Annotated in this window: 16 protein-coding genes; 5 read left to right on the top strand and 11 right to left on the bottom strand. The window is 61.3% G+C overall.

What is annotated here, in order from left to right; all coding sequences use genetic code 11:
* The first annotated feature begins 221 nt into the window (after positions 1-221).
* On the top strand, positions 222-2,567 hold the full coding sequence (locus ACX3VQ_RS08055) for a CDC48 family AAA ATPase (RefSeq protein WP_462580355.1): 2,346 nt from the start codon (positions 222-224) through the stop codon (positions 2,565-2,567).
* A gap of 24 nt (positions 2,568-2,591) precedes the next feature.
* Here the strand turns inward: ACX3VQ_RS08055 and ACX3VQ_RS08060 are convergent, their stop codons facing one another.
* Together ACX3VQ_RS08060 and polA are read right to left on the bottom strand one after the other, a co-directional pair.
* Positions 2,592-3,686, bottom strand: a complete 1,095-nt coding sequence (locus ACX3VQ_RS08060; RefSeq protein ID WP_462580356.1) for a mechanosensitive ion channel family protein — start codon at positions 3,684-3,686, stop codon at positions 2,592-2,594.
* 64 nt (positions 3,687-3,750) lie between these two features.
* On the bottom strand, positions 3,751-6,582 hold the full coding sequence (gene polA / locus ACX3VQ_RS08065; RefSeq protein WP_462580357.1) for a DNA polymerase I: 2,832 nt from the start codon (positions 6,580-6,582) through the stop codon (positions 3,751-3,753).
* A 285-nt stretch (positions 6,583-6,867) separates the two neighbouring features.
* On the opposite strand from polA, the gene ACX3VQ_RS08070 reads away from it, so the two are divergent.
* Positions 6,868-7,188, top strand: a complete 321-nt coding sequence (locus tag ACX3VQ_RS08070) for a hypothetical protein (RefSeq protein ID WP_462580358.1) — start codon at positions 6,868-6,870, stop codon at positions 7,186-7,188.
* A gap of 25 nt (positions 7,189-7,213) precedes the next feature.
* Here ACX3VQ_RS08070 and ACX3VQ_RS08075 read toward each other — a convergent pair whose 3' ends face one another.
* Positions 7,214-8,236 (bottom strand): serine hydrolase, encoded by a 1,023-nt coding sequence (locus ACX3VQ_RS08075; RefSeq protein WP_462580359.1) that lies wholly within the window; start codon positions 8,234-8,236, stop codon positions 7,214-7,216.
* A gap of 299 nt (positions 8,237-8,535) precedes the next feature.
* Between ACX3VQ_RS08075 and ACX3VQ_RS08080 the strand changes: the two genes are divergently transcribed.
* Positions 8,536-10,812: a DUF305 domain-containing protein gene (locus ACX3VQ_RS08080; protein ID WP_462580360.1), complete on the top strand. Its 2,277-nt coding sequence runs from the start codon at positions 8,536-8,538 to the stop codon at positions 10,810-10,812.
* 84 nt (positions 10,813-10,896) lie between these two features.
* On the opposite strand, the gene groL is transcribed toward ACX3VQ_RS08080, so the two are convergent.
* The 8 genes from groL to ACX3VQ_RS08120 form a co-directional block, all read right to left on the bottom strand.
* Positions 10,897-12,549, bottom strand: a complete 1,653-nt coding sequence (groL, locus tag ACX3VQ_RS08085; RefSeq protein ID WP_462570532.1) for a chaperonin GroEL — start codon at positions 12,547-12,549, stop codon at positions 10,897-10,899.
* 53 nt (positions 12,550-12,602) lie between these two features.
* Entirely contained in the window at positions 12,603-12,890 is a 288-nt protein-coding gene (gene groES / locus ACX3VQ_RS08090) for a co-chaperone GroES (RefSeq protein ID WP_462570531.1), read from the bottom strand.
* 146 nt (positions 12,891-13,036) lie between these two features.
* Entirely contained in the window at positions 13,037-14,443 is a 1,407-nt protein-coding gene (locus ACX3VQ_RS08095) for an MATE family efflux transporter (protein WP_462580361.1), read from the bottom strand.
* A 212-nt stretch (positions 14,444-14,655) separates the two neighbouring features.
* A complete protein-coding gene (gene rplL, locus ACX3VQ_RS08100; protein ID WP_462570529.1) occupies positions 14,656-15,030 on the bottom strand; it encodes a ribosomal protein bL12 in 375 nt (124 codons plus the stop codon).
* An 80-nt stretch (positions 15,031-15,110) separates the two neighbouring features.
* Positions 15,111-15,626 (bottom strand): 50S ribosomal protein L10, encoded by a 516-nt coding sequence (gene rplJ, locus ACX3VQ_RS08105; protein WP_462570528.1) that lies wholly within the window; start codon positions 15,624-15,626, stop codon positions 15,111-15,113.
* Between the two features lie 316 nt (positions 15,627-15,942).
* Positions 15,943-16,185: a helix-turn-helix domain-containing protein gene (locus tag ACX3VQ_RS08110; protein WP_462570526.1), complete on the bottom strand. Its 243-nt coding sequence runs from the start codon at positions 16,183-16,185 to the stop codon at positions 15,943-15,945.
* Complete coding sequence (locus ACX3VQ_RS08115; RefSeq protein WP_462570525.1) at positions 16,185-16,727, bottom strand: DUF2975 domain-containing protein; 543 nt, start codon at positions 16,725-16,727, stop codon at positions 16,185-16,187. Before ACX3VQ_RS08115 ends, ACX3VQ_RS08110 begins: the two co-directional genes overlap by 1 nt.
* A 28-nt stretch (positions 16,728-16,755) precedes the next feature.
* Positions 16,756-16,884, bottom strand: a complete 129-nt coding sequence (locus tag ACX3VQ_RS08120) for a hypothetical protein (protein ID WP_462570524.1) — start codon at positions 16,882-16,884, stop codon at positions 16,756-16,758.
* A 400-nt stretch (positions 16,885-17,284) separates the two neighbouring features.
* On the opposite strand from ACX3VQ_RS08120, the gene rpoB reads away from it, so the two are divergent.
* Complete coding sequence (rpoB, locus tag ACX3VQ_RS08125; protein ID WP_462580362.1) at positions 17,285-21,463, top strand: DNA-directed RNA polymerase subunit beta; 4,179 nt, start codon at positions 17,285-17,287, stop codon at positions 21,461-21,463.
* 64 nt (positions 21,464-21,527) lie between these two features.
* Positions 21,528-25,829: a DNA-directed RNA polymerase subunit beta' gene (gene rpoC / locus ACX3VQ_RS08130; RefSeq protein ID WP_462580363.1), complete on the top strand. Its 4,302-nt coding sequence runs from the start codon at positions 21,528-21,530 to the stop codon at positions 25,827-25,829.
* Positions 25,830-25,845 lie beyond the last annotated feature (16 nt).

The following is a 25,845-nucleotide window of genomic DNA, read 5'->3' on the forward strand; positions in this document are numbered from 1 at the left end:
AAAAATCCCTTCCGCCGCACTTAGAGCCTGCCTTTCAGGCATCCTCTCCCAAAGACTTTCAGGCCCGGCCGTCATGGTCGGGCCTTTTTCTTTTGGCACGCCCGACCAGGTGCTGCGGGGCTGATCGGGCGGCCGCGCGGCGAACAAAGTTTGCACATCGGGTTCAGGCTTCCTAGCTTACATTCTTCTACTATTCCCCGCTGCGGACGGAGAGATTTCCCATGGCTGATGCCGATGCCCCTTCGAAAAAGGTCAGCAAGGAAGCTGCGACCGTGCGCCTTCAGGTTGCAGCTGCGCGGCAGGAGGAATCGGGGCAGGGCATCGCGCGCATGCCGCGATCGGCCTTTCAGGCGCTTGGCATCACCGAGGGCGATGTGATCGAGATTACCGGCAAGCGCAGCACACCGGCGATTGCCATGGCAGCTTATGACGAAGACGAAGCGCTGGACGTGGTGCGGCTTGACGGCTTGCAGCGCGGCAATGCCCAGGTTGGTTCGGGCGAGCATGTGACCATTGCAGTGGCCCAGTCACGCCCGGCGACCCGCGTGGTTTTCGCCCCGGCGCAGCGCGAAATGCGGCTGCAGGGGCCGGGCCAGGCGTTGAAGCGCAACTTCTTCCGCCGCCCGGTCCTGGCGGGTGACCTGGTTGCGACCACCGGCCAGCAACCGGTGCAGAATATGCCGCCCGATGTGCGGCAGCTGCTGCGTGCGCCCGCATATGCATTGACGCAAATCCGCCTTTCGGTGGTGTCGACCGCGCCCAAAGGCATCGTGCATATCGACGAGAACACCGAGGTTGAACTGCGCGCCGAATTCGAGGAGCCGCGCGATGGGCGCGCGGTTGTCAATTATGACGATGTCGGCGGCATGGGGGATACCATCCAGCAATTGCGCGAGATGGTGGAGCTGCCGCTGCGTTATCCCGAATTGTTTACCCGGCTGGGCGTTGATCCGCCCAAGGGCGTGCTGCTGCACGGCCCGCCGGGGACTGGCAAGACCCGTTTGGCGCAGGCTGTCGCCAATGAAAGCGATGCCGAATTCTTCACCATCAACGGGCCTGAGATCATGGGTTCGGCCTATGGCGAGAGTGAAAAGCGACTTCGCGAAGTGTTCGAGGAAGCGGCGCGTTCCGCACCTTCGATCATCTTCATTGACGAAATCGATTCGATCGCGCCCAAGCGCACCCAGGTGACGGGCGAAGCGGAAAAGCGGCTGGTGGCGCAGCTACTGACACTGATGGACGGGCTACAATCCCGCGCCAATCTGGTCGTGATCGCTGCCACCAACCGGCCCGATGCGATCGACGAGGCGCTGCGGCGACCGGGCCGGTTCGACCGTGAAATCGTGTTGGGCGTGCCCGACGAAATGGGCCGGCGCGAGATCCTCAGCATTCACACTCGCGGAATGCCGCTGGGTGAAAAGGTTGATCTGAAGGAGCTGGCGCGTGTCACGCATGGTTTCGTCGGTGCGGATATCGCTGCGCTGGCGCGCGAAGCCGCGATCGACGCGGTGCGCCGGATCATGCCCAGGCTCGACCTTGATGAGCGTACCATTCCGCCTGAGGTGCTTGAGGATCTGTGCGTCGAGCGCGACGATTTCCTTTCGGCACTCAAGCGCATCCAGCCTTCTGCGATGCGCGAAGTGATGGTGCAGATGCCCAATGTCTCGTGGAGCGATATCGGCGGGGTGCAAGACGCGATCGACAAGCTCAAGGAAGGTATCGAACTGCCGCTCAAGAACCGGGATGCCTTCGCGCGGCTGGGCATTCGCCCGGCCAAGGGCTTCCTGCTCTATGGCCCGCCCGGCACCGGCAAGACCTTGCTGGCCAAAGCGGTAGCGAAAGAGGCTGAAGCCAACTTCATCTCGATGAAGAGCTCTGATCTGCTCAGCAAATGGTATGGCGAAAGCGAGCAGCAGATCGCGCGCATGTTCCAACGCGCGCGGTCGGTGGCGCCTTGCGTGATCTTCATTGACGAGATCGACAGCCTGGTGCCTGCGCGCGGCAGCGGGCAGGGCGAGCCGCAGGTGACCGGGCGCGTGGTCAACACCATCCTGGCGGAAATGGACGGGCTGGAGGAACTGCAATCGGTGGTGGTGATCGGCGCGACCAACCGGCCCGCGCTGGTCGATCCGGCGCTGCTGCGGCCGGGCCGGTTTGACGAGCTGGTTTATGTCGGCACGCCCGACAAGGGTGGCCGTAAGCACATCCTTGAAATCCACACCAAGGCCATGCCGCTGGCGAGCGATGTCGACCTGGACGATATCGCAGCCAAGACAGAGCGCTTCACCGGGGCTGATCTGGAGGACGTCGTCCGGCGCGCTGGAATGAGCGCGATGCGCCGGGTTGGCGACGAGGTGAGCGAAGTTGCGGCACAGGACTTTGCCGAAGCGCTGAAGGATTCGCGCGCGACGGTGACCGAGCAGATGGAAGAGGAATATCGCAACATGCGCGGCGAATTGAAGAAACGCGCAGCTGAAATCCACCCGATCGGCTTCATCCACGAAGGCATGTTGGAGCCGGTCCGCGATCGCAAGCATGGCGGGCCGGAGGAAACCGGGATCGAATAGCGGCGACTAGCCGCGCCAGCCGGATCAGGCGCCAGGGGCTGCTGGCTCGCCCGCCTTGCTATGGCCGCCAGGCAGTTCGAGCCGGTGACGGATCAGCGCCTCGGGCTGGTTCTCGCGCAGCCACTTGAGCATATGTTCGCGCAGGTCGCAGCGGAGCTGCCACAGATCGCCGATCGTCTGCGCACTGACGGACAGCCGCAGCTCGATGCTCTCGGGATAGGCTTCAGTCATCAAGAGCGCCATGTTGCGGCCATCGAACAATTCATGCGCCTTGACGAAGCGCTCGAATTCGGTGCGGATCGGTTCGACATCGGTGATCGGATCGAGATGCAGCATTACCGGCCCGGTCAGCCTTTCGCTCTTGCGCGACCAGTTCTCAAAGCTCTCGTCGATGAATTGACTGGTCGGCACGAGCAGAACGCGCTCGTCCCAGGTCCGCACCGTGACGAAACTCATGCGGATTTCCTCGACCCGTCCGACCTGGCCATCAACCTTGACGAGATCGCCGATCCGCAAAGGCTCTGTCAGGGCCATTTGCAGGCCTGCTATCAGCGATTTGAGCGCGGGCTGCGCTGCTGCGCCCACTGCCAGTGCGGCAAGCCCGGCCGAGGCCAGCAGCGTGGTGCCGATATCGCGCACGCCGGGTATGCCCATCAGCATCAGGCCGACCGTGATAAATATGATGCCGAATGTGGCGGTGCGCGAAAGGATCGCGATGCGGGTGCGGCGGCTGCGCATGGCCACTGGATCTTCGGAAATCTCCAGCCGGTATTCGAGCGCGGCAGTAAAGGCCTTGACCAGCGTAAAGACAATCCAGCCGAGCAGCGCGGGGCGGACGAAGCGCGCGATCGGCTCCCAGATCCCTTGCAGCTGCGGATCTGCCTGGGCGACAACGGTCACGCCGATCGCGATGAATGCCCATTTGACCGGGCGGCGGACGCGCTCCACCACCATTTCGTCAACCTTGGTTTCCGAAAACCGGGTCAGGCGCGCGACCACCGAGAAGACGAGCCGGTAAAGAGCATAGGCGATTGCTACGGCCACGAGTACCGAGATCGCCGTGAGCATCACCTGGTCCCAGGCGATCCGCCAGTTTGCGGGATTGAATTGTTCAAGCATCTCGCCTCACCTATGCGGGAAGCGCTTGGCTTTCAAGGCGAAGCCTGGCTGCGCAGGTGCGGCGCTAATGCGCGGCGTCCCAGCTCAGGCCTGTTCCGATGTCGATGCCAAGCGGAACGTCGAGCTTGACCGAAGGGCTGGCCGCTTCCGCCATAACCCGTTCGATCACTGGCGAGGCGGCCGCTACGTCGGCTTCGGGCAGTTCGAATACCAGCTCGTCATGCACCTGCAGCAGCATGCGGACATGCCCCAGCCCAGCATCTGCGAGAGCGGGCATCATCCGCGCCATCGCCCGCTTGATGATATCGGCGCTGGTGCCCTGGAGCGGTGCGTTGATCGCCGCGCGCTCGCTGCCTTGCCGCTCGGCCTGGTTCTTTGAATTGATCCGCGGAAACCAGGTTTTTCGGCCAAACAGGGTCTGCGAATATCCGCGCTCACGCACTGTTTCGAGCGTGGAATGGATATAGGCCTGGATGCCGGGAAAACGCTGAAAATAGGTATCGATCATGGCCTGCGCTTCGTCGGGCTCGACTTCCAGCCTTCCCGCCAGGCCCCAGCGCGAGATTCCATACAGGATCGCGAAGTTGATTGTTTTTGCGCGCGCGCGCGTGTCGCGCGTCACTTCGCCGAACATTTCGCGCGCGGTTCGGGCATGGATATCCTCGCCATTGGCGAAGGCTTCCTTCAGGGTTGGCACATCGGCCATATGCGCCGCCAGCCGCAGCTCGATCTGCGAATAGTCAGCCGCCAGCAACACGTTGCCCTCTTCGGGCACAAATGCTTCGCGAATCTGTCGCCCGATTGCGGTGCGCACCGGGATGTTCTGCAGATTGGGATCGGTCGAGGAAAGCCGCCCGGTCTGTGCGCCGACCAGGCTGTAGCTGGTGTGCACCCGCCCGGTTTCGGGATTGATCGCTTCCTGCAGCGCGTCGGTATAAGTCGACTTGAGCTTGGTCATATGGCGCCACTCGAGCACCTGCCTGGCGATTTCCGCGCCTTCTGCCGCTAGTTTTTCCAGCACCGATACGTCGGTCGAATACTGGCCGCTCTTGCCCTTCCTGCCGCCCTTGTAACCCAGCTTGTCGAACAGGATGTCGCCCAGCTGTTTGGGGCTGCCAACGGTGAACTCCTCGCCTGCTAGCTGGTGGATCTGCTTCTCCAGCCGCGCGGTCTCTTTGGCGAATTCCTCTGACAGCCTGGCCAGCCGCGCGCGGTCAACCCTGATCCCGTGCCGCTCCATTTGCGCCACCACCGGGATCAGCGGACGGTCGACCCGTTCGTAGACGCGTGTCGCGGCCTCTTCGGCAAGGCGCGGCTTTAGCAACTGGTGCAGCCGCCAGGTCACGTCCGCATCCTCGGCGGCATATTCGGTTGCCTTGTCCAGCGGCACTTCGCCAAACGGGATCTGCTTCTTCCCGGCGCCGCACACATCCTTGAAGGCGATCGGAGTGTGGCCCAGATGGCGCTGTGAAAGTTCGTCCATCCCGTGGCCGCCCATCCCGTTCTCGGATCGGCCTGCATCGAGTGCAAAGCTCAGGACCATGGTGTCATCCACCGGGCTGACCTGGATGCCGTAGCGGGCGAGCACATTGATATCGTATTTGATGTTCTGCCCGATCTTCAGCACGGCCTCGTCTTCCAGCAGCGGCCTGAGTGCGGTGATCGCGGCATCGCGATCCACCTGGTCCGGTTTTTCGGCAAACATATCGCTGCCGCCGTGTGCAAGCGGGATGTAGCAGGCGTCATTGGGTCCCAGTGCCAGGCTGACGCCCACCAGATCGGCCCGCATGGCATCAAGGCTGCTGGTTTCGGTGTCCACCGCCACCAGCCGCGCAGCAGTGGCGCGTTCGATCCAGGCCTGCAGCCGCTCCATGCTTTGAACGGTTTCATACAGGCTGCGATCAATGGCTGGCATTTCAGGCAGCGGCTGGCGATTGCCTGCGATGCTGCCGGCATCGCCACCGGTTTCCTGCTTGGGCGGGTTGAGATCGGTCGCGCGCGAAGGGCTGCCCGCGCCATTGCCGAGCCGCCTAAGCAGCGAGGTGAAGCCATGTTTTTCAAGGAAAGCGGCGAGTGGTTCGGGCGGAACACCGTCGAGTTCGAAGTCTTCCAGTGGTTCCGGCAGCTCGCAATCCTGCTTGAGTTCGACCAGCACCCGGCTGAGCTCGGCATTGGCGCGGTGTTCGATCAGCCGTTCCTTGAGCTTGGACGCCTTCATTTCGCTTGCTGAATCCAGTGCCGCCGTCAGCGAGCCATGTTCGGCGATCAATTTGCTCGCGGTCTTTGGCCCGATCCCGAAGATGCCAGGGATATTGTCGACGCTGTCGCCCATCAGCGCGAGCACATCGCCGACCAGCTCGGGCCTCACGCCGAACTTTTCTTCCACCTCTTCGATGTAGATGCGCTGGCTCTTCATCGTATCGAGCATGTCGATCCGCGCACCATCTTTCTCGCCGATCAACTGCATCAAGTCCTTGTCGGAAGAAACGATGGTAACGTCCCACCCGCGCGCCTGTGCAGCGCGGGCATAGGATGCGATCAGATCGTCAGCCTCAAGCCCCGATTCCTCGATGCAGGGCAGGCTGAAAGCGCGGGTTGCGTCGCGAATCAGCGGAAATTGCGGCACCAGATCTTCGGGGGCAGGCGGCCTGTTCGCCTTGTATTCAGGGTAAATCTCGTTGCGGAAACTCTTTGAATCCTTGTCAAGGATTACCGCCAGGTGCGTGGGCCCTTCGGCCTTGTCCAGATCCTCGGCGAGCTTCCACAGCATGGTGGTATAGCCGTAAACCGCGCCCACAGGTGTGCCTTCCGGGTCGGTTAGCGGCGGGAGCCGGTGATAGGCCCGGAAAATATATGAAGACCCGTCGACGAGATAGAGGTGCTTATGTTCGGCCATGTGAGCTTGCTAGCAGTGCGCAGCGGCGCTGGTAAGCCGCTTTGCAAGCGATGTGCGCATGTCTGTTAGCGCCGGATAAGGCGGTTAGGGGGCGGGTTGAAATGAGGCCGAAAAATGGCAGATACAATCGAATTCACTTGCACTGCCACAAAGTCGCCATTATTTAGCGCGCTTGAAGCGAGCCCAGCGGCCCGCTTTGTGCGCGGCCAATGTTAATTTGCCGCGCAGAATCACTCGCTGATCAAGGAATTGAACTTATGCGTAAAATCGTTCTTGCTGCCGCTGTTGCAGTTTCGGCTCTGGGCCTCGCTGCTTGCTCGGAAACCTCCGTCGAATCTGACGAAGCCGCTGACGCCATGGCTGCTGACGCCGAAGCAAATGCTGACGCCGCTGCTGATGCGGCCGCTGAAGCTGCTGATTCGGCTGCTGACGCTGCTGCTGAAGCAACTGACGCCGTTGAAGGCGCTGCTGAAGAAGCTGCTGCTGAAGCGGAAGAAGTTGCCGAGTAATTTATCGGCAGAATCGATTTTTCGATTTGCGGAAGGGCGGTACCGGAAGGTGCCGCCCTTTTCGTTTGCCTACGTGAGGGCGGGCAGACTGTTGTGATTTGGTGGCCTGCCGCCCCCTGATCCTAGCCGCCGGTGTGTTCGGCGTTCGTCCAGACGGGCCCACGCTTGCCTGCACGCGAAGCGAAACCATCATAGAGCTCGCGGGCAATGGCCGCTATGCGTTCTTCGCGCGCCAGCCGTGAGCCCTGTCCGGTGACATAGATCGCAACCGCAATGGCGCGGCCATTCGGTCCTTCGATAATGCCGATATCGCTGGAGGTATTGTTGAGCGATCCGGTTTTATGGCTCACCGTCACACCCATTGGCATCAGTGCGGGGATGCGGCGTTTGCCGGTGCGGGTCTTGGACATTGCATCGAGCAGCACGGCACGGCTCTCTGCCGAAAGAAACTTGCCCTGATAAAGCCCCTTGAGCAGCTCCAGCATGGCACGCGGCGTAGCTGCATCGCGCTTGTCGATATGTGAGGCCGGATCAAACTCGCCATCGTCGCGCACCAGGGTCGCGATGTCGCGGTTGATGCTGAAGTCCTTGATGCCCTGACGTCTCACCCAGTCATTGACCTTGGCCGGACCGCCAACCACCGCCAGCAAGGCATCGGTGGCCGGATTGCTTGAGCGGCTGATCATGATTTCGATAAGTTGGTGGGCGGGCATATACTCCCCTGCGCGCACCGGTGCGACAGGAGAGGAAAATCTGGCAGACCTGAGCGGCATCATCAGCGGAAATTCGCTGGTCAGGGAGTATTTCCCCTGCTCGACCATTTCCAGGAAGGTTGCCGCCACAGCAATCTTGCTGGTTGACGCCATAGGGAACAATTGATTGTCCAGCACGCCAATCTCTTCGCCAGTGGCGAGGTCAAGCGCGGCAACTCCGATCCTACCCTTGCTTCCATCCGCCAGCTGCGCAATGCGCCGCTCGAAAGAAGTCTCGTAAATCGCATCGAAGGTTTGCGGTGCGCGCAGCTCGGTCCCGAAGGTCCGGTCGAATTGCGCTTCGAGGTCGCTGCTCTGCGCAGAGGCCGGCGCCGCCGCCAGGCCGATCCCCGCCAGCACTCCCGTCAATATCGTTGCGAATGGCTTGATCATGCACATGCCCCTAACCCGAATGTGGTTAGGGGGGGATTAACGCCCCGCGAATCCCCAGTTCAACCCCAAATCCTGCAAGCTGCGATGAATAGTTCCCGTCATACGTCGGAATTGGTGCAGCGGCGGATGGATCAGGCTTCGGCGCTCGCTTTTTCAAGTGATTGGGTCAGGCAGGCTCGCCCGTTCGGGTCGTTCGTCGATCATTATAGCGGTTTTGCAGCATAGCGGAGATTTGCGCTTGACCTTGAATCCCGACTTGGCAGGACTGCACGCCATCTTTTGACGTGATGGGACAGGACATGATTTCAACTACCTCCTTCGTTCGGCGGCGCGGGGTCGCGCTTCTGGCTGCCGGGCTGCTTGCCGGAACTTCCACTGCTGCGATCGCGCAGGAGGTGCCGATTGTATTGCCCGGCGCACCGGGCGAGGCGGCCAAGGTTATCGACGCGGCACAAGCGATCAGGTTGGCGAACACCAGCTTTGCGCCGGGCGATGTGTTGTTCATGCAGGGCATGATCGTCCACCACCAGCAGGCAGTCGACATGGCGCAGCTGGTTGAAAGGCGCACCAACAACCCGGACATCGTCGCGCTGGCGGGACGGATCAACGCCAGCCAGGCCGATGAGATGAAATTCATGCGCGAGTGGCTCGAGGCGCGGGGCGAACCGCTGGAAATGGCCGGTATGGACCACTCCCAGCACAAGATGATGGGGATGGCGAGCCCGGCGCAGATGGCGGAGCTGGCTGCATCCAGCGGTACCGGTTTCGACCGGCTGTTTCTGCAGTTGATGATCGTGCACCATCGCGGCGCACTCGACATGGTCGATGACCTGCTGGAGGCCCCCGGCACTGCCTATGATCCGGTGATGTTCCAGTTCACCAATGATGTGGTCAATGACCAGACTACCGAGATCGACCGGATGAACGGGTTACTGGCCGGTCTTTCAACCGATCCGCGCGCCACGCTGGCAGCGGGCTTCCACGATGCGGGTGAGGCGATCAGCAATCTTCGCCATGTTGTTGCACTGCCAAAGCCGGTCGGCTTCTTCGACCCGGCCAATCCGGCAGGGCTGCAGCCGCTCAAGCCGAAGAAGGACGAAGCGAAAACCGATGCAGCCGATCCGCATGCCGGCCACGTGATGCCTGCCAAGGCGCAGGCAGCCGAAGGCACCCCGCCTGCCGATCCGCGCGATCCCGAGGCGGAAGAGGACAAGCCGCAATTCGGTGAGCGCGGCTCGCTGCTCGATTTCGCCAATACCGACATGGCCTTTGCCGGCGACCTGCTGGTGACGGGCAATTACCACGGTTTCAATGCCTATCGCCTGGGCCAGGACGGGGTGCCGCAATTGGTGAGCTCGATCGTCTGTCCGGGCGGGCAGGGTGACGTCTCGATCGTCGGCAAACTGCTGGTGATGAGCGTCGAGGAACAGCGTGGCCGGGTCGATTGCGGGCTCAAGGGCACTGAAGGCCGGGTCGATGGCAAGCGTTTCCGCGGGCTGCGCATCTTCGATATTTCGGACATTACCCGCCCGTACCAGGTGGGCCAGGTGCAGACCTGCCGCGGCAGTCACACGCACTCGGTGGTCAGCAGCGACAGCAAGCGGATCGTGGTCTATAATTCCGGGACTTCCTCTGTTCGCGACGCTGAAGAACTCGAAGGGTGTTACAACACGGCTGGCGATGAAACCGCGCTGTTCAGCATCGATGTAATCGAAATTCCCGTTGCCAACCCAGCTGCCGCACGGATTGTCGACAGCCCGCGCGTTTTCGCCCGCGATGGCAAGATCGCCGGCCTGTGGCGCGGCGGCGATCACGGCGAAGGCACGCAGGAGACCAGCGTCACCAACCAGTGCCACGACATCACGGTTTTTCCCGCAATGAAGCTGGCCGCAGGTGCGTGTTCGGGCAATGGCATCATTCTCGACATTTCCGACCCGCTGGCTCCCAAGCGGATCGACGATGTGACCGACAAGGGCTTCGCCTACTGGCATTCGGCCACCTTCAACAATGACGGCACCACGGTCCTGTTCACCGATGAGTGGGGCGGCGGTGGCCGTCCGCGTTGCCAGGCGGGCGATCCGTTAAGCTGGGGCGCCAATGCCTTTTACGGCATCGAAGATGGCAAGCTGGTCTATCGCGGCACCTACAAGCTGCCCGCGCCGCAGACCGACAAGGAAAACTGCGTTGCGCATAACGGCTCGATCATCCCCGTCCCGGGGCGCGATATCTTCGTCCAGGCCTGGTATCAGGGCGGCATCTCGGTGATCGATTTCACTGATCCGGCCAACATCAAGGAGATCGCCTATTTCGACCGTGGGCCGGTCGACAAGGAGCAGATGGTCGTGGGGGGCTATTGGTCAGCCTATTGGTACAAGGGCCGGATCTACGCGACCGAGATCACGCGCGGGCTTGATGTGTTCGCGCTGGAACCGAGCGAATTCCTGACGAGGGAGGAAATCACCGCAGCTGAAGGCGCGATACATCCCGGCGATGAGTTCAACCCGCAGACGCAAACCCAGGTAACCTGGCCTGAGGAGCTTGCCGCAGCAGCAGTGGCAAGCCGCAAGGGCGGCTGAACCGGACCACTGCCAACAAAAGGAAAGGCCCGGCCGGATCGCTCCAGCCGGGCCTCTCTTTTTGCCGTTTTATGGCGCGGCGGTTTAGAAGCCCATTCCGCCCATGCCGCCCATGCCGCCCATATCGGGCATGCCGCCGCCACCGGCGGATTTATCTTCGGGGAACTCCGCGATCGCCGCTTCCGTGGTGATCAGCAGGCCGGCAACCGAAGCTGCATCCTGCAGAGCGATGCGAACGACCTTGGTCGGATCGATCACCCCGGCTGCCACCAGGTTTTCATAGGTGTCAGTTGCCGCGTTGAAACCCTGGGTTTCGTCATTCTCGCGCAGCAGATTGCCTGACACCACTGCGCCGTCATGGCCGGCGTTTTCAGCGATCTGGCGGATCGGAGCCAGGATTGCCTGACGTACGATGTCGATACCGCGGGTCTGGTCATCGTTTGCGCCCTTGACGCCTTCCAGCGCCTTGGTGGCATAGAGCAGCGCAGTACCGCCGCCAGGAACAATGCCTTCTTCCACCGCAGCGCGGGTCGCATGGAGAGCGTCATCGACGCGGTCCTTGCGTTCCTTCACTTCAACTTCCGAAGCGCCGCCAACCTTGATTACGGCAACGCCGCCAGCCAGCTTGGCCAGGCGTTCCTGCAGCTTTTCCTTGTCGTAATCGCTGGAGGTGGTTTCGATCTGCGCGCGGATCTGCTCGACCCGTGCCTTGATCTCGCCAGCATCGCCCGCACCATCGACGATGGTGGTGTTGTCCTTGTCGATGGTGATCCGCTTGGCTTCGCCCAGCATGCCCAGGGTTACGCTTTCGAGCTTGATGCCGAGGTCTTCGCTGATCATTTCGCCCTTGGTCAGGATCGAGATATCCTGCAGCATCGCCTTGCGGCGATCGCCGAAGCCGGGAGCCTTGACCGCTGCAACCTTGAGGCCGCCGCGCAGCTTGTTGACCACCAGAGTGGCCAGCGCTTCGCCTTCGATGTCTTCGGCGATGATCAGCAGCGGACGCCCCGCCTGAACCACGGCTTCCAGCACCGGCAGCATCGGCTGCAGGTTCGAGAGCTTCTTTTCGTGGATCAGGATATAGGGGTTGTCGAGCTCGACCGTCATCTTTTCCGGGTTGGTGATGAAGTAGGGGCTCAGATAGCCACGGTCGAACTGCATGCCTTCCACAACATCGAGTTCAAACTCGAGGCCCTTGGCTTCCTCGACGGTGATCACGCCTTCCTTGCCGACCTTTTCCATCGCTTCGGCGATCTTCTCGCCAACTTCGCGGTCGCCATTGGCCGAAATGATGCCAACCTGCGCGATTTCGTTCGAGCCGGATACTTCCTTCGAACGGCCCTTGAGGTTCTCAACGATCTTGTCGACCGCAAGGTCGATGCCGCGCTTGAGGTCCATCGGGTTCATGCCCGCGGCAACCGATTTCATGCCCTCGCGCACGATGGCCTGGCCCAGCACCGTGGCGGTGGTGGTGCCGTCACCGGCAAGGTCATTGGTCTTCGAAGCCACTTCGCGCAGCATCTGCGCACCCATGTTTTCGAACTTGTCCTTGAGCTCGATTTCCTTGGCGACGGTAACGCCGTCCTTGGTGATGCGCGGAGCGCCGAAGCTCTTGTCGATCACGACGTTGCGACCCTTGGGGCCGAGCGTGACCTTCACGGCGTTTGCGAGCGTATCAACGCCCTTCAGGATGCGTTCGCGTGCGTCACGCGAGAACTTTACGTCCTTGGCAGCCATTGTTGTTTCTCCTGGAATTGATGTGTTAGAGAGGATTTGAAGCGGTCAAAGGATCAGGAAATGATCCCCATGATGTCGCTTTCCTTCATGATCAGCAGCTCTTCACCATCGAGCTTGACCTCGGTGCCCGACCATTTTCCGAACAGGATGCGGTCTCCGGGCTTGACGTCGAGCGGGATGCGATCGCCATCGTCGTCACGGGTGCCTTCGCCGACGGCGACGATTTCGCCTTCGCTCGGCTTTTCCTTGGCGCTGTCGGGGATGATAATGCCGCCGGAGGTTTTTTCCTCGGCTTCGATGCGACGGACCAGTACGCGGTCGTGCAGCGGACGAAATGCCATCGGTATGACCTTTCTTGCTTGAGTGAATATCAGCATTGGCACTCTCACCTCGAGAGTGCCAGCGCGCCGCATTTGGGGATGCGCCGACCCCGAGTCAACAGGAGGCAATGGAATTTTTCTCGGGATCGCGGATTATGCGCGGGCCTTCAGCTCAGCCTTGAAGTCAGGCCCAACCTTTCGCGCAGCAGCCAGCGCCAGGTGAGCAGCGCTGCGGCGAAAACCAGGCCGGTCGCCAGCCCGATCCACACGCCGGTTCCCTGCAGACCGGTGTAGAAGCCCAGCCAGATCGCCACGCCATAGCCCGGCACCCAATAGCTGAAGATCGCAATCAGCATGGGCATGCGGGTATCCTGAAGCCCCCTCAATGCGCCCGCAGCAACCGCCTGTATGCCGTCGAACAGCTGGAATGCTGCGGCGACCACCATATATTGCACGGCGAAGCCAACCATGGCGGCATTCATTGGCAGCGCCGGGTCAACATAGATGCGCAGCAGCAGTTCAGGCGCGAAAACCATCAGCGCAGCGGTGAAACACATGAAGCCCGAACCCATTGCCATGCCGACCCAGCCGGCGCGCCCGATTGCATCCCGATCGCCCGCACCAAAGTGATAGCCGACCCGGATTGTCACTGCCTGTCCCACCCCGAAAGGCACCTGGAATGCAAGTGCTGCCACCTGTAGTGCCACCGTATGTCCGGCCAGTTCGGATGCGCCGATCCGCCCCATCAGCAAGGCAGCGCCGCTGAACAGCCCCGCCTCGGCGATGATGATCACCATCACGGGCGAGCCCAGCACGATCAGATCGCGCAGCCGATCCCATTCCGGCCGCCACCAGTTGCCAAGTATACGATAGCGCCGCATGCGGCGGTCCGCCCGGATCGCGACAAGATAGCTCGCCAGCACGAACAGCGAGGTGATCACGCTGGCCAGGGCCGAACCTTCCAGCCCCAGCGCCGGTGCGCCCAGATTGCCGAACACGAAAGCGTAATTGGCCAATATGTTTGCGCCCAGCGCTAGCCCGGTGATGGCGGTGGCGAAGACCGGGCGCCCAAGCGCGGAAACGAAATTGCGCAGCACGCTGGCGAAGATCATCGGCACCATCGCCCACATGATGATGCGCAGGAAATCGCCTGCCCGCGCCGCAAGATGCGCGTCCTGCCCGCTGGCCAGCAGCAATTTCTCGCCGTGCCAGCACAGCGCCATGCCGACCAGGCCCGAGGCGAGCGCCAGCCACAGCGCCATGCGGACCGAGCGGCGCACCTCGCGAACCGCGTGGCGGCGGCGGCCCAGTTCCTCTGCGATCAGTGCGGCGACGATCCCGGTAAGGCCGGAGAAAGCCCACATCAGCAGGCCGAACAGCGCGATGCCGAGCGATGATGCGGCGAGTTCCACTTCGCCCAGCCGCGCGACGAAGATGACGTCGACCGCATGCACCAGCATCTGCAGCAGATTGGCGAGCGCCAGCGGCCAGGCCAGCCGGAACGTGGCGCCGATTTCGTCGCGCCAGCCTTCGCTGCTCAGCGGCAGGGGCTTCAGGGCATGTGCGTCGCTCATGGTTCGCGCGCTGCCCGATTCGCGCAGACAGCCGGACCGGATAGGCGCGGGTTTCAGGAGGGGAAAGTGTCTTGTGAGCCAAATTGCGGCAAGGTGCGCATCATGCGGCATCTGCGCCACACATTCTGCGCGGACATGCGAAAAGGGCGGCACCTTGCGGCACCGCCCTCCCATCTGCGAATGCTTCAAGACATCCGCAAAACTTGTGAAGCTTACTTGAGCTCGACGGTGCCGCCAGCTGCTTCGATCTTGGCCTTGATCTCTTCGGCTTCGGCCTTGTTGACGCCTTCCTTGACCGCAGCAGGGGCGCTTTCGACCAGGGTCTTGGCTTCAGTCAGGCCCAGGCCGGTGATGGCGCGAACTTCCTTGATCACCTGGATCTTCTTGCCACCGTCACCGGTCAGGATGACGTTGAATTCGGTCTGCTCTTCAGCAGCCGGTGCATCGCCGCCAGCGGCGGGGCCAGCCACGGCAACGGCAGCAGCGGCGCTAACGCCCCACTCTTCTTCCAGCGCCTTGGCAAGTTCAGCCGCCTCAAGGACGGTCAGCTTCGACAGTTCTTCAACAAGTTTGGCAATATCGGCCATGATGTATTACTCCAAAAAATCGGCTGGGGCGCCGGGCTATTCCCTTTGGCCCCGTGAAAAATCGCTGTGTGCGATGAACCTTATGCTGCTTCCTTGGCGCCGTAAGCACCAAAGACACGGGCCAGCTTGGCAGCCGGGGCATTGACGACCTGGGCGATTTTGGTCGCCGGGGCGTTGATGAGACCCACGAGCTTGCCGCGCAGTTCGTCGAGGCTCGGCATCGAGGCAAGCGCCTTGACCCCTGCTTCGTCGAGCACCTGCGCACCCATCGAACCACCGACGATTTCCAGCTTGTCGTTCGACTTGGCGAATTCGACAGCAGCCTTGGCGGCTGCGACCGGGTCAGTTGACCAGGCCAGCGCGGTCGGGCCGTTGAGGAATTCCTCGAGCCCGGCGTAATCGGTGTCCTTCAGGGCGAGCTTGGCGAGACGGTTCTTCGCAACCTTGTAGGACGCACCTGCTTCCCGCATCTTCGCGCGCAGATCGGTGGACTGGGCCACCGACAGGCCGAGGTTGCGGGTGACAACCACCACGCCGACCTCGTTGAAGACCGAGTTAAGCTCAGCGACCGCATCGGCTTTTTGCGAACGATCCATGCCATACTCCTTCAATTTGACCGCGCAGGGATGGCTCCCCGCGCGACCGGCTACGTTTGTCCATGTCGCAAAAGCAACATGGGCGAGTCCGTTGCGATGGGGAAGGAGGTGCGCCGAAGCGCGAGACGCTGCGCCATTGGCGCAGGCCGGAAAACTCTGTCCCCGTCTAGGCTGGAAATTAAGACCGGCAAATTCCGGTCACCAACTGTCTCGGACGGATGAACTGCGCGCAAAAAGAAGCCCGCCGTTCGGTGGCGGGCCTCTAAGGCATTTGGGGCGGCTGTCAAGCGAAACCGGGTCAGTCGCTGTGGCCGGGTCAATCGCTGTGGTAAGCGAGCAGGTCGCCCGGCTGGCAATGCAGCTCGCGGCAGATCGCCTCCAGTGTGGAGAAGCGTATCGCTCTCGCCTTGCCGGTCTTGAGGATCGAGAGATTGGCGAGGGTGAGGTTCACCCGTTCTGCCAACTCGGTCAACGTCATGCGCCGGTCGTGCAGTATGTCATCAAGCTTGACCACGATACGGGTTCCTTCCACGGTTTCGGGTGCGGTTTCAGCTGCCATCACACGGTTCCTTCCAGGTCTTCGCGCATCGCAGCGCCTTGCCGGAACACGCGGGCGAGGATGAACAGGATCAGCACCAGCAGTATGCCTTCGAGATTGAGGCCGAAGTCGCTGTCGACATGGACGTTCTCGATGTCCTTGGTGATCTCCGCGATCCACATCAGCAGCGCACCGACCGGGATCATCGCGACCTGGCCAGCCAGCGCGATCCAGCCCATCCGTGACAGCCGTTCGGCATTGATCGCAACAAACGGATCGCCGTCCTTCACGCTGCCCACGATGCGCAGCAGCAGGACGAGGAAATAGATCGCCAGCGCAAGGAAGGCTGCCACGGCCACGAGGATGACGAGCACGGCGCCCACCAGCTCCGGCCCGGCGGTGATGCCCTTGGCAGCCGCCTCGGTTATGATGCGGTCCTGGAATATGGCTGCGGCGGGGGTTCCGATCGCTACCGCGACCAGAGCAAGGCCCAGCACGCCGATGAAGAACCACAGCAGAATCTGGGCCGCCAGCAGGAGAGGGTCGCGTTTGATTGTGTCCATTGTCCGTTCCTTTGTGTTGCTGACCGGATCAGGCGAGGATCGGGGCGACGAGCGTGACAGTCTCTGCCGGGGGGACGGTCACGAGCTGGATCATGCTGGCGGCCACGATCAGCACGGCGGCGATGGCAGCGAAGGTTTGAGTGGCAAAACGGGTCATTTATCGATCTCCTTGATATCCAATATCGATAATCAATAAGGCGATTCGCTCTTATTGTCAATCGATAATATCGAAAAACGATATGTGCCTGATCGAGAAGCGGAAAGTGCCGCTGGGGCAGTCGCAGTGTTTGACAGTGCTGGCGACCTTTCCTATATGCCCGCCAACCGCACGCTTCGAGCAAGACCGATTCATGCGCGGGGATTGGTCTCAAGGATGGAAGCGGCGGGTTCCATATTCGCGGGCGGTCATAGTGCTGCAGCAGCGCGCCAGAGAAGGCGCGTCAATCGCTGCGGCCTTTTCGCGTCCCGGATCAGGAATCCCCTACGCGTGACCGATCGAGTTCACGGCAGCTGGCGCAACAGCGTTCGGCGCAACAATTAAAGAGGCGATCCTCTCCATGGCGAGCAAGGCGAAGACCCCCAAGGTTTCGGGTACTGCGAAGAAGCGTATCCGCAAGATTTTCGGCGACATCCACGAAGTTGTTCAGATGCCGAACCTGATCGAGGTTCAGCGCGAGAGCTATGAACAGTTCCTGCGTTCGAACAAGGAAATCGATTACGTTTCCGGCCTTGAGAAAACGCTGCGCAGCGTTTTCCCGATCCGTGATTTCGCTGGCACCGCCGAGCTCGATTTCGTCCACTACGTGCTGGAAGAGCCCAAATACGACACCACCGAGTGCCGTCAGCGCGGCATTACCTATGCCGCCCCGATGAAGGTGACGCTGCGACTGATCGTGTTCGAAGTCGACCAGGAAACCGAAACCCGCAGCGTGCTCGATATCAAGGAGCAGGATGTCTACATGGGCGATATGCCGCTCATGACCGACAACGGCACCTTCATCATCAACGGCACGGAACGCGTGATCGTAAGCCAGATGCACCGTTCGCCGGGCGTGCTGTTTGATCACGATCGCGGCAAGACCCATTCATCGGGCAAGCTGCTGTTCGCCGCCCGGGTGATCCCCTATCGCGGTTCGTGGCTTGATTTCGAATTCGACGCCAAGGATATCGTCAACGTCCGTATCGACCGCAAGCGCAAGCTGCCGGTAACAGCGTTGCTTTATGCGCTGGGCCTGGACAGCGAAGCGATCCTGCATCACTTCTATGCCACGATCACCTGGAAGCGGGCATCGGGCAAGACCGGCGAAGGCTGGACCATTCCGTTTGTTGCCGAACAGTGGCGCGGGCAGAAGCCGGCTTTTGCGCTGGTTGACGCGAAGACCGGCGAGGAAATGTTCCCCGCCGGCCAGAAGATCAGCCCGCGCGCAGCGAACAAGGCCGAAAAGGATGGCCTCAAGGAGCTGCTGCTCCCGACTGAGGAAATCGTCAGCCATTATGCTGCAAACGACCTGATCGATGAGAAGACCGGCCGCATCTATATTGAAGCCGGCGACGAGCTTACGCTTGAACACATCGAAGCCTTTGATGCTGCCGGGATCGACCAGATCGACCTGCTCGACATCGATGAAATCAACACCGGCCCGTGGATCCGCAACACGCTGAAGGCGGACAAGGCCGAAAACCGCGATGAAGGCCTTGAGGCAATCTACAAGGTGATGCGTCCGGGCGAACCGCCGACGAAGGAAACTGCAGAGGCGCTGTTCGAGGGCCTGTTCTTCGACGCTGAGCGCTATGATCTTTCGGCAGTTGGCCGCGTGAAGCTCAACATGCGCCTTGGCCTCGATGCCGAAGACACCGTCACCACGCTGCGCAAGGAAGACATCCTGGCGGTGGTCAAGGAACTGGTTGGCCTCAAGGACGGCAAGGGCGAAGTCGATGACATCGACAACCTTGGCAACCGCCGCGTCCGCTCGGTTGGCGAATTGCTGGAAAACCAGTACCGTGTCGGCCTGCTGCGCATGGAACGCGCGGTCAAGGAACGCATGAGCTCGGTCGACGTCAGCACCGTCATGCCGAACGATCTCATCAACGCCAAACCGGCCGTTGCCGCAGTGCGCGAGTTCTTCGGTTCCAGCCAGCTTTCGCAGTTCATGGACCAGACCAACCCGCTTTCGGAAGTCACCCACAAGCGCCGTGTTTCGGCGCTTGGCCCGGGCGGCCTCACCCGCGAACGCGCCGGTTTCGAAGTGCGCGACGTTCATCCGACGCATTATGGCCGCATCTGCCCGATCGAAACGCCGGAAGGCCCGAATATCGGCCTGATCAATTCGCTCGCAAGCTTCAGCCGCGTCAACAAGTACGGGTTTATCGAAACCCCGTATCGCAAGATTGCCGATGGCAAGGTCACCAGCGAGGTGATCTACCTTTCGGCAATGGAAGAGCAGCGCCACACTGTGGCCCAGGCTTCGGCTGAACTGAACGAAGATGGCAGCTTCACCGAAGAGTTCGTTTCTGCGCGCCAGAACGGCGATTACTTCATGGCGCCGCGCGAACAGATCACGCTGATGGACGTTTCGCCCAAGCAGTTGGTATCGGTCGCCGCATCGCTGATCCCCTTCCTGGAAAACGATGACGCCAACCGCGCCCTGATGGGCTCGAACATGCAGCGCCAGGCGGTGCCGCTGGTTCGTGCCGAGGCACCATTTGTCGGCACCGGCATGGAAGAAACCGTGGCGCGCGATTCGGGCGCGGCGATCACCGCCACGCGCGGCGGTATCGTTGACCAGGTCGACGCCACCCGCATCGTGATCCGTGCGATCGGCGATGTCGAACCCGGCCAGTCGGGCGTCGACATTTACTCGCTGCAGAAGTTCCAGCGCTCCAACCAGTCAACCTGCATCAACCAGCGTCCGCTGGTGAAGGTGGGTGACGTGCTTGAAGTTGGCGACATCATTGCAGACGGGCCTTCGACCGATCTGGGCGAATTGGCGCTGGGCAAGAACAGCCTCGTCGCCTTCATGCCGTGGAACGGCTACAATTATGAAGACTCGATCCTGATCTCCGAGCGCATCGTCAAGGATGACGTGTTCACCTCGATCCATATCGAGGAATTCGAAGTGATGGCCCGGGATACCAAGCTGGGTCCGGAAGATATCACCCGCGACATTCCCAATGTCGGCGAGGAGGCGCTGCGCAACCTCGATGAGGCGGGCATCGTCTATATCGGTGCTGAAGTGCATCCGGGCGATATCCTGGTCGGCAAGATCACGCCCAAGGGTGAAAGCCCGATGACACCCGAAGAAAAGCTGCTGCGCGCGATCTTCGGCGAAAAGGCCAGCGACGTGCGCGACACTTCGCTCCGTCTGCCGCCTGGCACCTCGGGCACGATCGTCGACGTGCGGATCTTCAACCGCCACGGTATCGAGATCGACGACCGTACGCGCGCGATCCAGCACGAGGAAATCGAGCGCCTGCGCAAGGACAGCCAGGACGAACGCGCTATCCTCAACCGTGCAACCTACAATCGCCTGCGCGACATGCTGATCGGCCAGACCGCCTCGGCAGCGCCCAAGGGCGTGAAGAAGGGTACGGTGATTGACGAAGAACTGCTCGATTCGATCGAACGCTTCGAATGGTTCAAGTTTGCAGTGGCTGACGACAATCGCCAGGCGCAGATTGAAGCGGTCAAGAGCCAGTATGACGAGGCCGTAAAAGGCATCGAAGACAAGTTCGAGGACCGTAAGGAAAAACTCGAGCGCGGCGACGAACTGGCTCCGGGCGTGCTCAAGATGGTCAAGGTGTTCGTGGCCATCAAGCGCAAGCTGCAGACCGGCGACAAGATGGCTGGGCGTCATGGTAACAAGGGCATCATCAGCCGTGTGCTGCCGATCGAGGACATGCCGTTCATGGAAGACGGCACCCCGGTTGACATGGTGCTCAATCCGCTTGGCGTGCCTTCGCGCATGAACGTTGGGCAGATCTTCGAAACGCATCTGGGCATGGCCGCGCGCGGCCTTGGCCAGCAGGTGGCCGCAGCGCTGGAGGAATGGCGTGCGGCCAATCCCGATGCCAGTGCAGGGCGCCCGCCCGAAGTGGTGCGCGAAAAGCTCGTCGAGATTTACGGCGATGTTTATGCCGACGAGGTGCGCAGACGCAGCGACGAGGAGATCTTCGAACTGGCTGGTAATCTGGTCACTGGCGTCCCCATGGGTACGCCGGTGTTCGACGGCGCCCGCGAAGCTGACGTTTCGGCCATGCTTGAAAAGGCCAACCTGCCGACATCCGGCCAGGTCACGCTGTTCGATGGCCGTACCGGCGATGCATTCGACCGCAAGGTGACTGTGGGCTGCATGTACATGCTCAAACTCCACCACCTGGTCGACGACAAGATCCATGCCCGCTCGATCGGCCCCTATTCGCTCGTCACCCAGCAGCCGCTGGGCGGCAAGGCGCAATTCGGTGGCCAGCGCTTCGGCGAAATGGAAGTCTGGGCGCTGCAGGCATACGGCGCGGCCTACACCTTGCAGGAAATGCTGACGGTAAAGTCTGATGACGTGGTCGGCCGGACCAAGGTCTACGAAGCGATCGTCAAGGGCGATGACACCTTCGAGGCCGGCATTCCGGAAAGCTTCAACGTGCTCGTCAAGGAAATGCGCAGCCTGGGTCTCAATGTCGAACTCAAATCGCTTGGCGAAGATGAGGACGGCGAGAACGAATGGCCGGAGGCGGCGGAATAACGCGTCGGGCCGCAAGGTCCGACCGCAAACCGCCCCGAGATTTCACCCGTATGGGATTTGAAAAATGAACGAACTGACCAAATTCACCAACCACCTGGCCAAGCCGGAAACCTTCGACCAGATCCAGATCGGCATTGCCTCTCCCGAGCGCATCCGCAGCTGGTCGTTCGGCGAGATCAAGAAGCCGGAAACCATCAACTACCGCACGTTCAAGCCCGAGCGTGACGGACTGTTCTGCGCGCGCATCTTCGGCCCGGTGAAGGATTACGAGTGCCTGTGCGGCAAGTACAAGCGCATGAAGTACAAGGGCGTTGTGTGCGAAAAATGCGGCGTCGAAGTGACCGTGACCAAGGTCCGCCGCGAACGCATGGGCCACATCGAACTGGCGGCGCCGGTTGCGCATATCTGGTTCCTCAAGTCGCTGCCTTCGCGCATCGGCCTGCTGCTCGACATGCAGCTCAAGCAGCTCGAACGCGTGCTCTATTTCGAGCATTATGTCGTGATCGAGCCGGGCCTGACTCCGCTCGAAAAATTCCAGCTGCTGACCGAAGACGAGCTGCTCGAATATCAGGACGAATATGGCGAAGACGCCTTCAGCGCCGGGATCGGCGCGGAAGCGGTCAAGATCATGCTGATGGATCTCGATCTTGAAAAAGAGCGCGAAGATCTGCTGGAAGATCTCGCCACCACCAAGTCCGCGCTAAAGCCCAAGAAGATCATCAAGCGGCTGAAGGTCGTCGAAAGCTTCATCGAATCGGGCAACCGCCCCGAATGGATGATCCTGGAAGTAATTCCGGTCATTCCGCCCGAGCTGCGCCCGCTGGTGCCGCTGGACGGTGGGCGCTTCGCGACCTCCGATCTCAACGATCTCTATCGCCGCGTGATCAACCGCAACAACCGCTTGAAGCGCCTGATCGAGCTGCGCGCGCCCGACATCATCGTGCGCAACGAAAAGCGCATGCTGCAGGAAGCCGTCGATGCGCTGTTTGACAACGGCCGCCGCGGCCGCGTGATCACCGGCGCCAACAAGCGCCCGCTCAAGTCACTGTCTGACATGCTCAAGGGCAAGCAGGGCCGCTTCCGCCAGAACCTTCTGGGCAAGCGTGTCGATTATTCGGGCCGTTCGGTGATCGTGACCGGCCCCGAACTCAAGCTGCACCAGTGCGGCCTGCCCAAGAAGATGGCGCTCGAACTGTTCAAGCCGTTCATCTACGCCCGGCTCGATGCCAAGGGCCTGTCGATGACGCTGAAGCAGGCCAAGAAGTGGGTCGAGAAGGAACGCAAGGAAGTCTGGGACATCCTCGACGAGGTGATCCGCGAACATCCTGTGCTGCTCAACCGCGCGCCCACGCTTCACCGCCTTGGCATCCAGGCGTTCGAGCCGGTACTGATCGAGGGCAAGGCAATCCAGCTGCACCCGCTGGTCTGCGCCGCCTTCAACGCGGACTTTGACGGTGACCAGATGGCCGTGCACGTCCCGCTGAGCCTTGAGGCGCAGCTGGAAGCGCGCGTGCTGATGATGAGCACCAACAACATCCTCTCGCCCGCCAACGGCAAGCCGATCATCGTGCCTTCGCAGGACATGGTGCTGGGCCTCTATTACCTGTCGATGGAACGGCAGGAGAAGACGCCCGAATATATCGAGGAGAAGGACGGCACCCGGATCGAGAAGCTGCCGCGTTACTCCGACATGGCCGAAGTGCACCAGGCGCTGGAAGTGAAGTCTGTTACGCTGCACACGCGGATCATCGCCCGCGTTCCGCAGGCCAATGAAGACGGCAAGGTGGAGATGAAGCGCTTTGTCACCACGCCTGGCCGGATGCTGATCGGCGAATGCCTGCCCAAGAACCACAAGGTTCCCTTCGACATCGTCAACCGCCTTCTCACCAAGAAGGACATCGGCGACGTGATCGACGAGGTCTATCGCCACACCGGCCAGAAGGACACGGTGCTGTTCGCTGACGCGATCATGGTGCTGGGTTTCCGCTATGCATTCCGCGCCGGTATTTCCTTCGGCAAGGATGACATGATCATCCCGCACGAAAAGGTGGCGCTGGTCGATCAGACCAAGGCGCTGGTCACCGATTACGAGCAGCAATATCAGGACGGCCTGATCACCCAGCAGGAAAAATACAACAAGGTGATCGACGCCTGGAGCCGTTGCGGCGATCAGGTGGCCGATGCGATGATGGAGAAGATCAAGGCGCAGCCGATCGGTGACGACGGCAAGGAAGCCCAGATCAACTCGATCTACATGATGAGCCACTCCGGTGCGCGTGGTTCGCCAGCGCAGATGAAGCAGCTTGCAGGTATGCGCGGGTTGATGGCCAAGCCTTCGGGCGAGATCATCGAAACCCCGATCATCTCGAACTTCAAGGAAGGCCTGACCGTCCTTGAATACTTCAACTCTACCCACGGCGCCCGCAAGGGCCTGGCCGATACCGCGCTCAAGACGGCGAATTCGGGTTACCTGACCCGCCGCCTTGTGGACGTATCGCAGGACTGCGTGATCGTGGAAGAGGACTGCAAGACCGAGAACGCGCTGGAAATGCGCGCAATCGTGCAGGGCGGCTCGGTCATCGCTTCGCTCGGCGAGCGCATCCTGGGCCGTACCGTGGCCGAGGATCTCGTCAACGCCAAGACCGGCGAAGTGGTCGTCAAGGCGGGTACACTGCTGGACGAACCCATGGTCAAGGCGATCGAGGATGCCGAAGTGCAGTCGGCCAAGATCCGCAGCCCGCTGATCTGCGAAGCGGGCCAGGGCGTTTGCGCGACCTGCTATGGCCGCGACCTTGCCCGCGGCACACCGGTGAACATCGGCGAAGCCGTTGGCGTGATCGCGGCGCAGTCGATCGGCGAGCCGGGCACTCAGCTGACCATGCGGACGTTCCATATCGGCGGTGCTGCGCAGATCAACGAGACTTCGCATCTTGAAGCCATTTCGGACGGCAGGGTCGAGTATCGCGACATGCCGACGATCACGGACAAAAAGGGGCGTATCCTCTCGCTCGCCCGCAATGGCGAGATCGCGGTGATCGACAAGGAAGGCCGCGAGCGTGAAATCCACAAGGTGCCTTACGGAACCGTGTTGATGCATCAGGATGGCGCAAATGTTAAGGAAGGTGACCGCCTGGCTGAATGGGATCCGTTCACTCTGCCGATCATCACCGAACAGTCAGGTGTGGTGCGCTATCAGGATCTGGTTGAAGGCACGACCCTGGAAGAACGCACTGACGAAGCGACTGGCATCGCCCAGCGGGTCGTCACCGAAAACCGCGCCACCGGTCGCAAGCGGAAGGAGGACCTGCGTCCCCGCCTGACCTTGCTTGGCGAAGAAGGTGGCAAGAAGGGCGAGGAAACCGAGGCCGCGCGCTATATGCTGGCCCCAGGCGCTACGCTTTCGGTTCAGGATGGCCAGACGGTTGCGGCTGGCGACATCCTTGCCCGTGCTTCTCGCGAGGCCGCCAAGACGCGCGACATCACCGGCGGTCTGCCGCGCGTTGCCGAGCTGTTCGAAGCGCGTATGCCAAAGGATGTTTCGGTGATTGCCAAGATCTCTGGCAAGATCGAATTTGTCCGCGAATACAAGGCCAAGCGCAAGATCGCGATTGTTCCGGAAGAGGGGGATCGGGTCGAGTATCTGATTCCGAAGACCAAGGTGATCGACGTTCAGGAAGGCGACTTCGTGAAGAAGGGCGATACGCTGATTTCCGGCTCGCCCAATCCGCACGACATCCTGGAAGTGCTCGGCGTGGAAGCGCTGGCTGAATATCTCGTCGACGAGATTCAGGAAGTCTACCGGTTGCAGGGCGTGAAGATCAACGACAAGCACATCGAGGTGATCGTTCGCCAGATGCTGCAGAAGGTTGAGATCACCGATGGCGGCGATACCGTGCTGCTGCCGGGCGAACAGGTCGACCTTGAAGAAATGTTCGAAGCGAATGCCAAGCTGGGCAAGGGCAAGGCACCGGCCCAGGGCAAGCCGATCCTGCTCGGCATTACTAAGGCATCGCTACAGACGCGCAGCTTCATTTCGGCCGCTTCGTTCCAGGAGACCACCCGCGTGCTGACGCAGGCGGCGGTCGAAGGGAAGAAGGACTCGCTGATCGGTCTGAAGGAAAACGTGATCGTAGGCCGTCTGATCCCCGCAGGGACGGGCGCGGGCATGAACCGCATGCGCGTTATCGCTTCAAGCCGCGATGCGGCGCTCCGCGCTCAGTGGAAGAAGCAACAGGATGCACTGGCTGCAGCCAGTGCGCCCGCGCCCCAGGCTGAGCCAGAGCCCGCAGCCGACGCCATCCCTTCGGAAGAAGCGATGAAGGCGGCGATGGGTGCTTCGTCCGCCGCCGCCGAATCGAGCGAATAATCGCCGCGCCCATACC

This window comes from Altererythrobacter chaiwopuensis, assembly GCF_054957735.1.

Bases quoted from the DNA above. Each gene is read 5' to 3' on its own strand.
- rpoB (WP_462580362.1), top strand. From the start codon at position 17,285: ATGGCGAGCAAGGCGAAGACCCCCAAGGTTTCGGGTACTGCGAAGAAG.
- groL (WP_462570532.1), bottom strand. From the start codon at position 12,549: ATGGCTGCCAAGGACGTAAAGTTCTCGCGTGACGCACGCGAACGCATC.
- ACX3VQ_RS08120 (WP_462570524.1), bottom strand. From the start codon at position 16,884: ATGACCCGTTTTGCCACTCAAACCTTCGCTGCCATCGCCGCCGTGCTG.
- rplL (WP_462570529.1), bottom strand. From the start codon at position 15,030: ATGGCCGATATTGCCAAACTTGTTGAAGAACTGTCGAAGCTGACCGTC.
- ACX3VQ_RS08075 (WP_462580359.1), bottom strand. From the start codon at position 8,236: ATGATCAAGCCATTCGCAACGATATTGACGGGAGTGCTGGCGGGGATC.
- rpoC (WP_462580363.1), top strand. From the start codon at position 21,528: ATGAACGAACTGACCAAATTCACCAACCACCTGGCCAAGCCGGAAACC.
- ACX3VQ_RS08095 (WP_462580361.1), bottom strand. From the start codon at position 14,443: ATGAGCGACGCACATGCCCTGAAGCCCCTGCCGCTGAGCAGCGAAGGC.
- polA (WP_462580357.1), bottom strand. From the start codon at position 6,582: ATGGCCGAACATAAGCACCTCTATCTCGTCGACGGGTCTTCATATATT.
- ACX3VQ_RS08115 (WP_462570525.1), bottom strand. From the start codon at position 16,727: ATGGACACAATCAAACGCGACCCTCTCCTGCTGGCGGCCCAGATTCTG.
- ACX3VQ_RS08060 (WP_462580356.1), bottom strand. From the start codon at position 3,686: ATGCTTGAACAATTCAATCCCGCAAACTGGCGGATCGCCTGGGACCAG.
- ACX3VQ_RS08055 (WP_462580355.1), top strand. From the start codon at position 222: ATGGCTGATGCCGATGCCCCTTCGAAAAAGGTCAGCAAGGAAGCTGCG.
- ACX3VQ_RS08110 (WP_462570526.1), bottom strand. From the start codon at position 16,185: ATGGCAGCTGAAACCGCACCCGAAACCGTGGAAGGAACCCGTATCGTG.
- rplJ (WP_462570528.1), bottom strand. From the start codon at position 15,626: ATGGATCGTTCGCAAAAAGCCGATGCGGTCGCTGAGCTTAACTCGGTC.
- groES (WP_462570531.1), bottom strand. From the start codon at position 12,890: ATGGCATTTCGTCCGCTGCACGACCGCGTACTGGTCCGTCGCATCGAA.
- ACX3VQ_RS08080 (WP_462580360.1), top strand. From the start codon at position 8,536: ATGATTTCAACTACCTCCTTCGTTCGGCGGCGCGGGGTCGCGCTTCTG.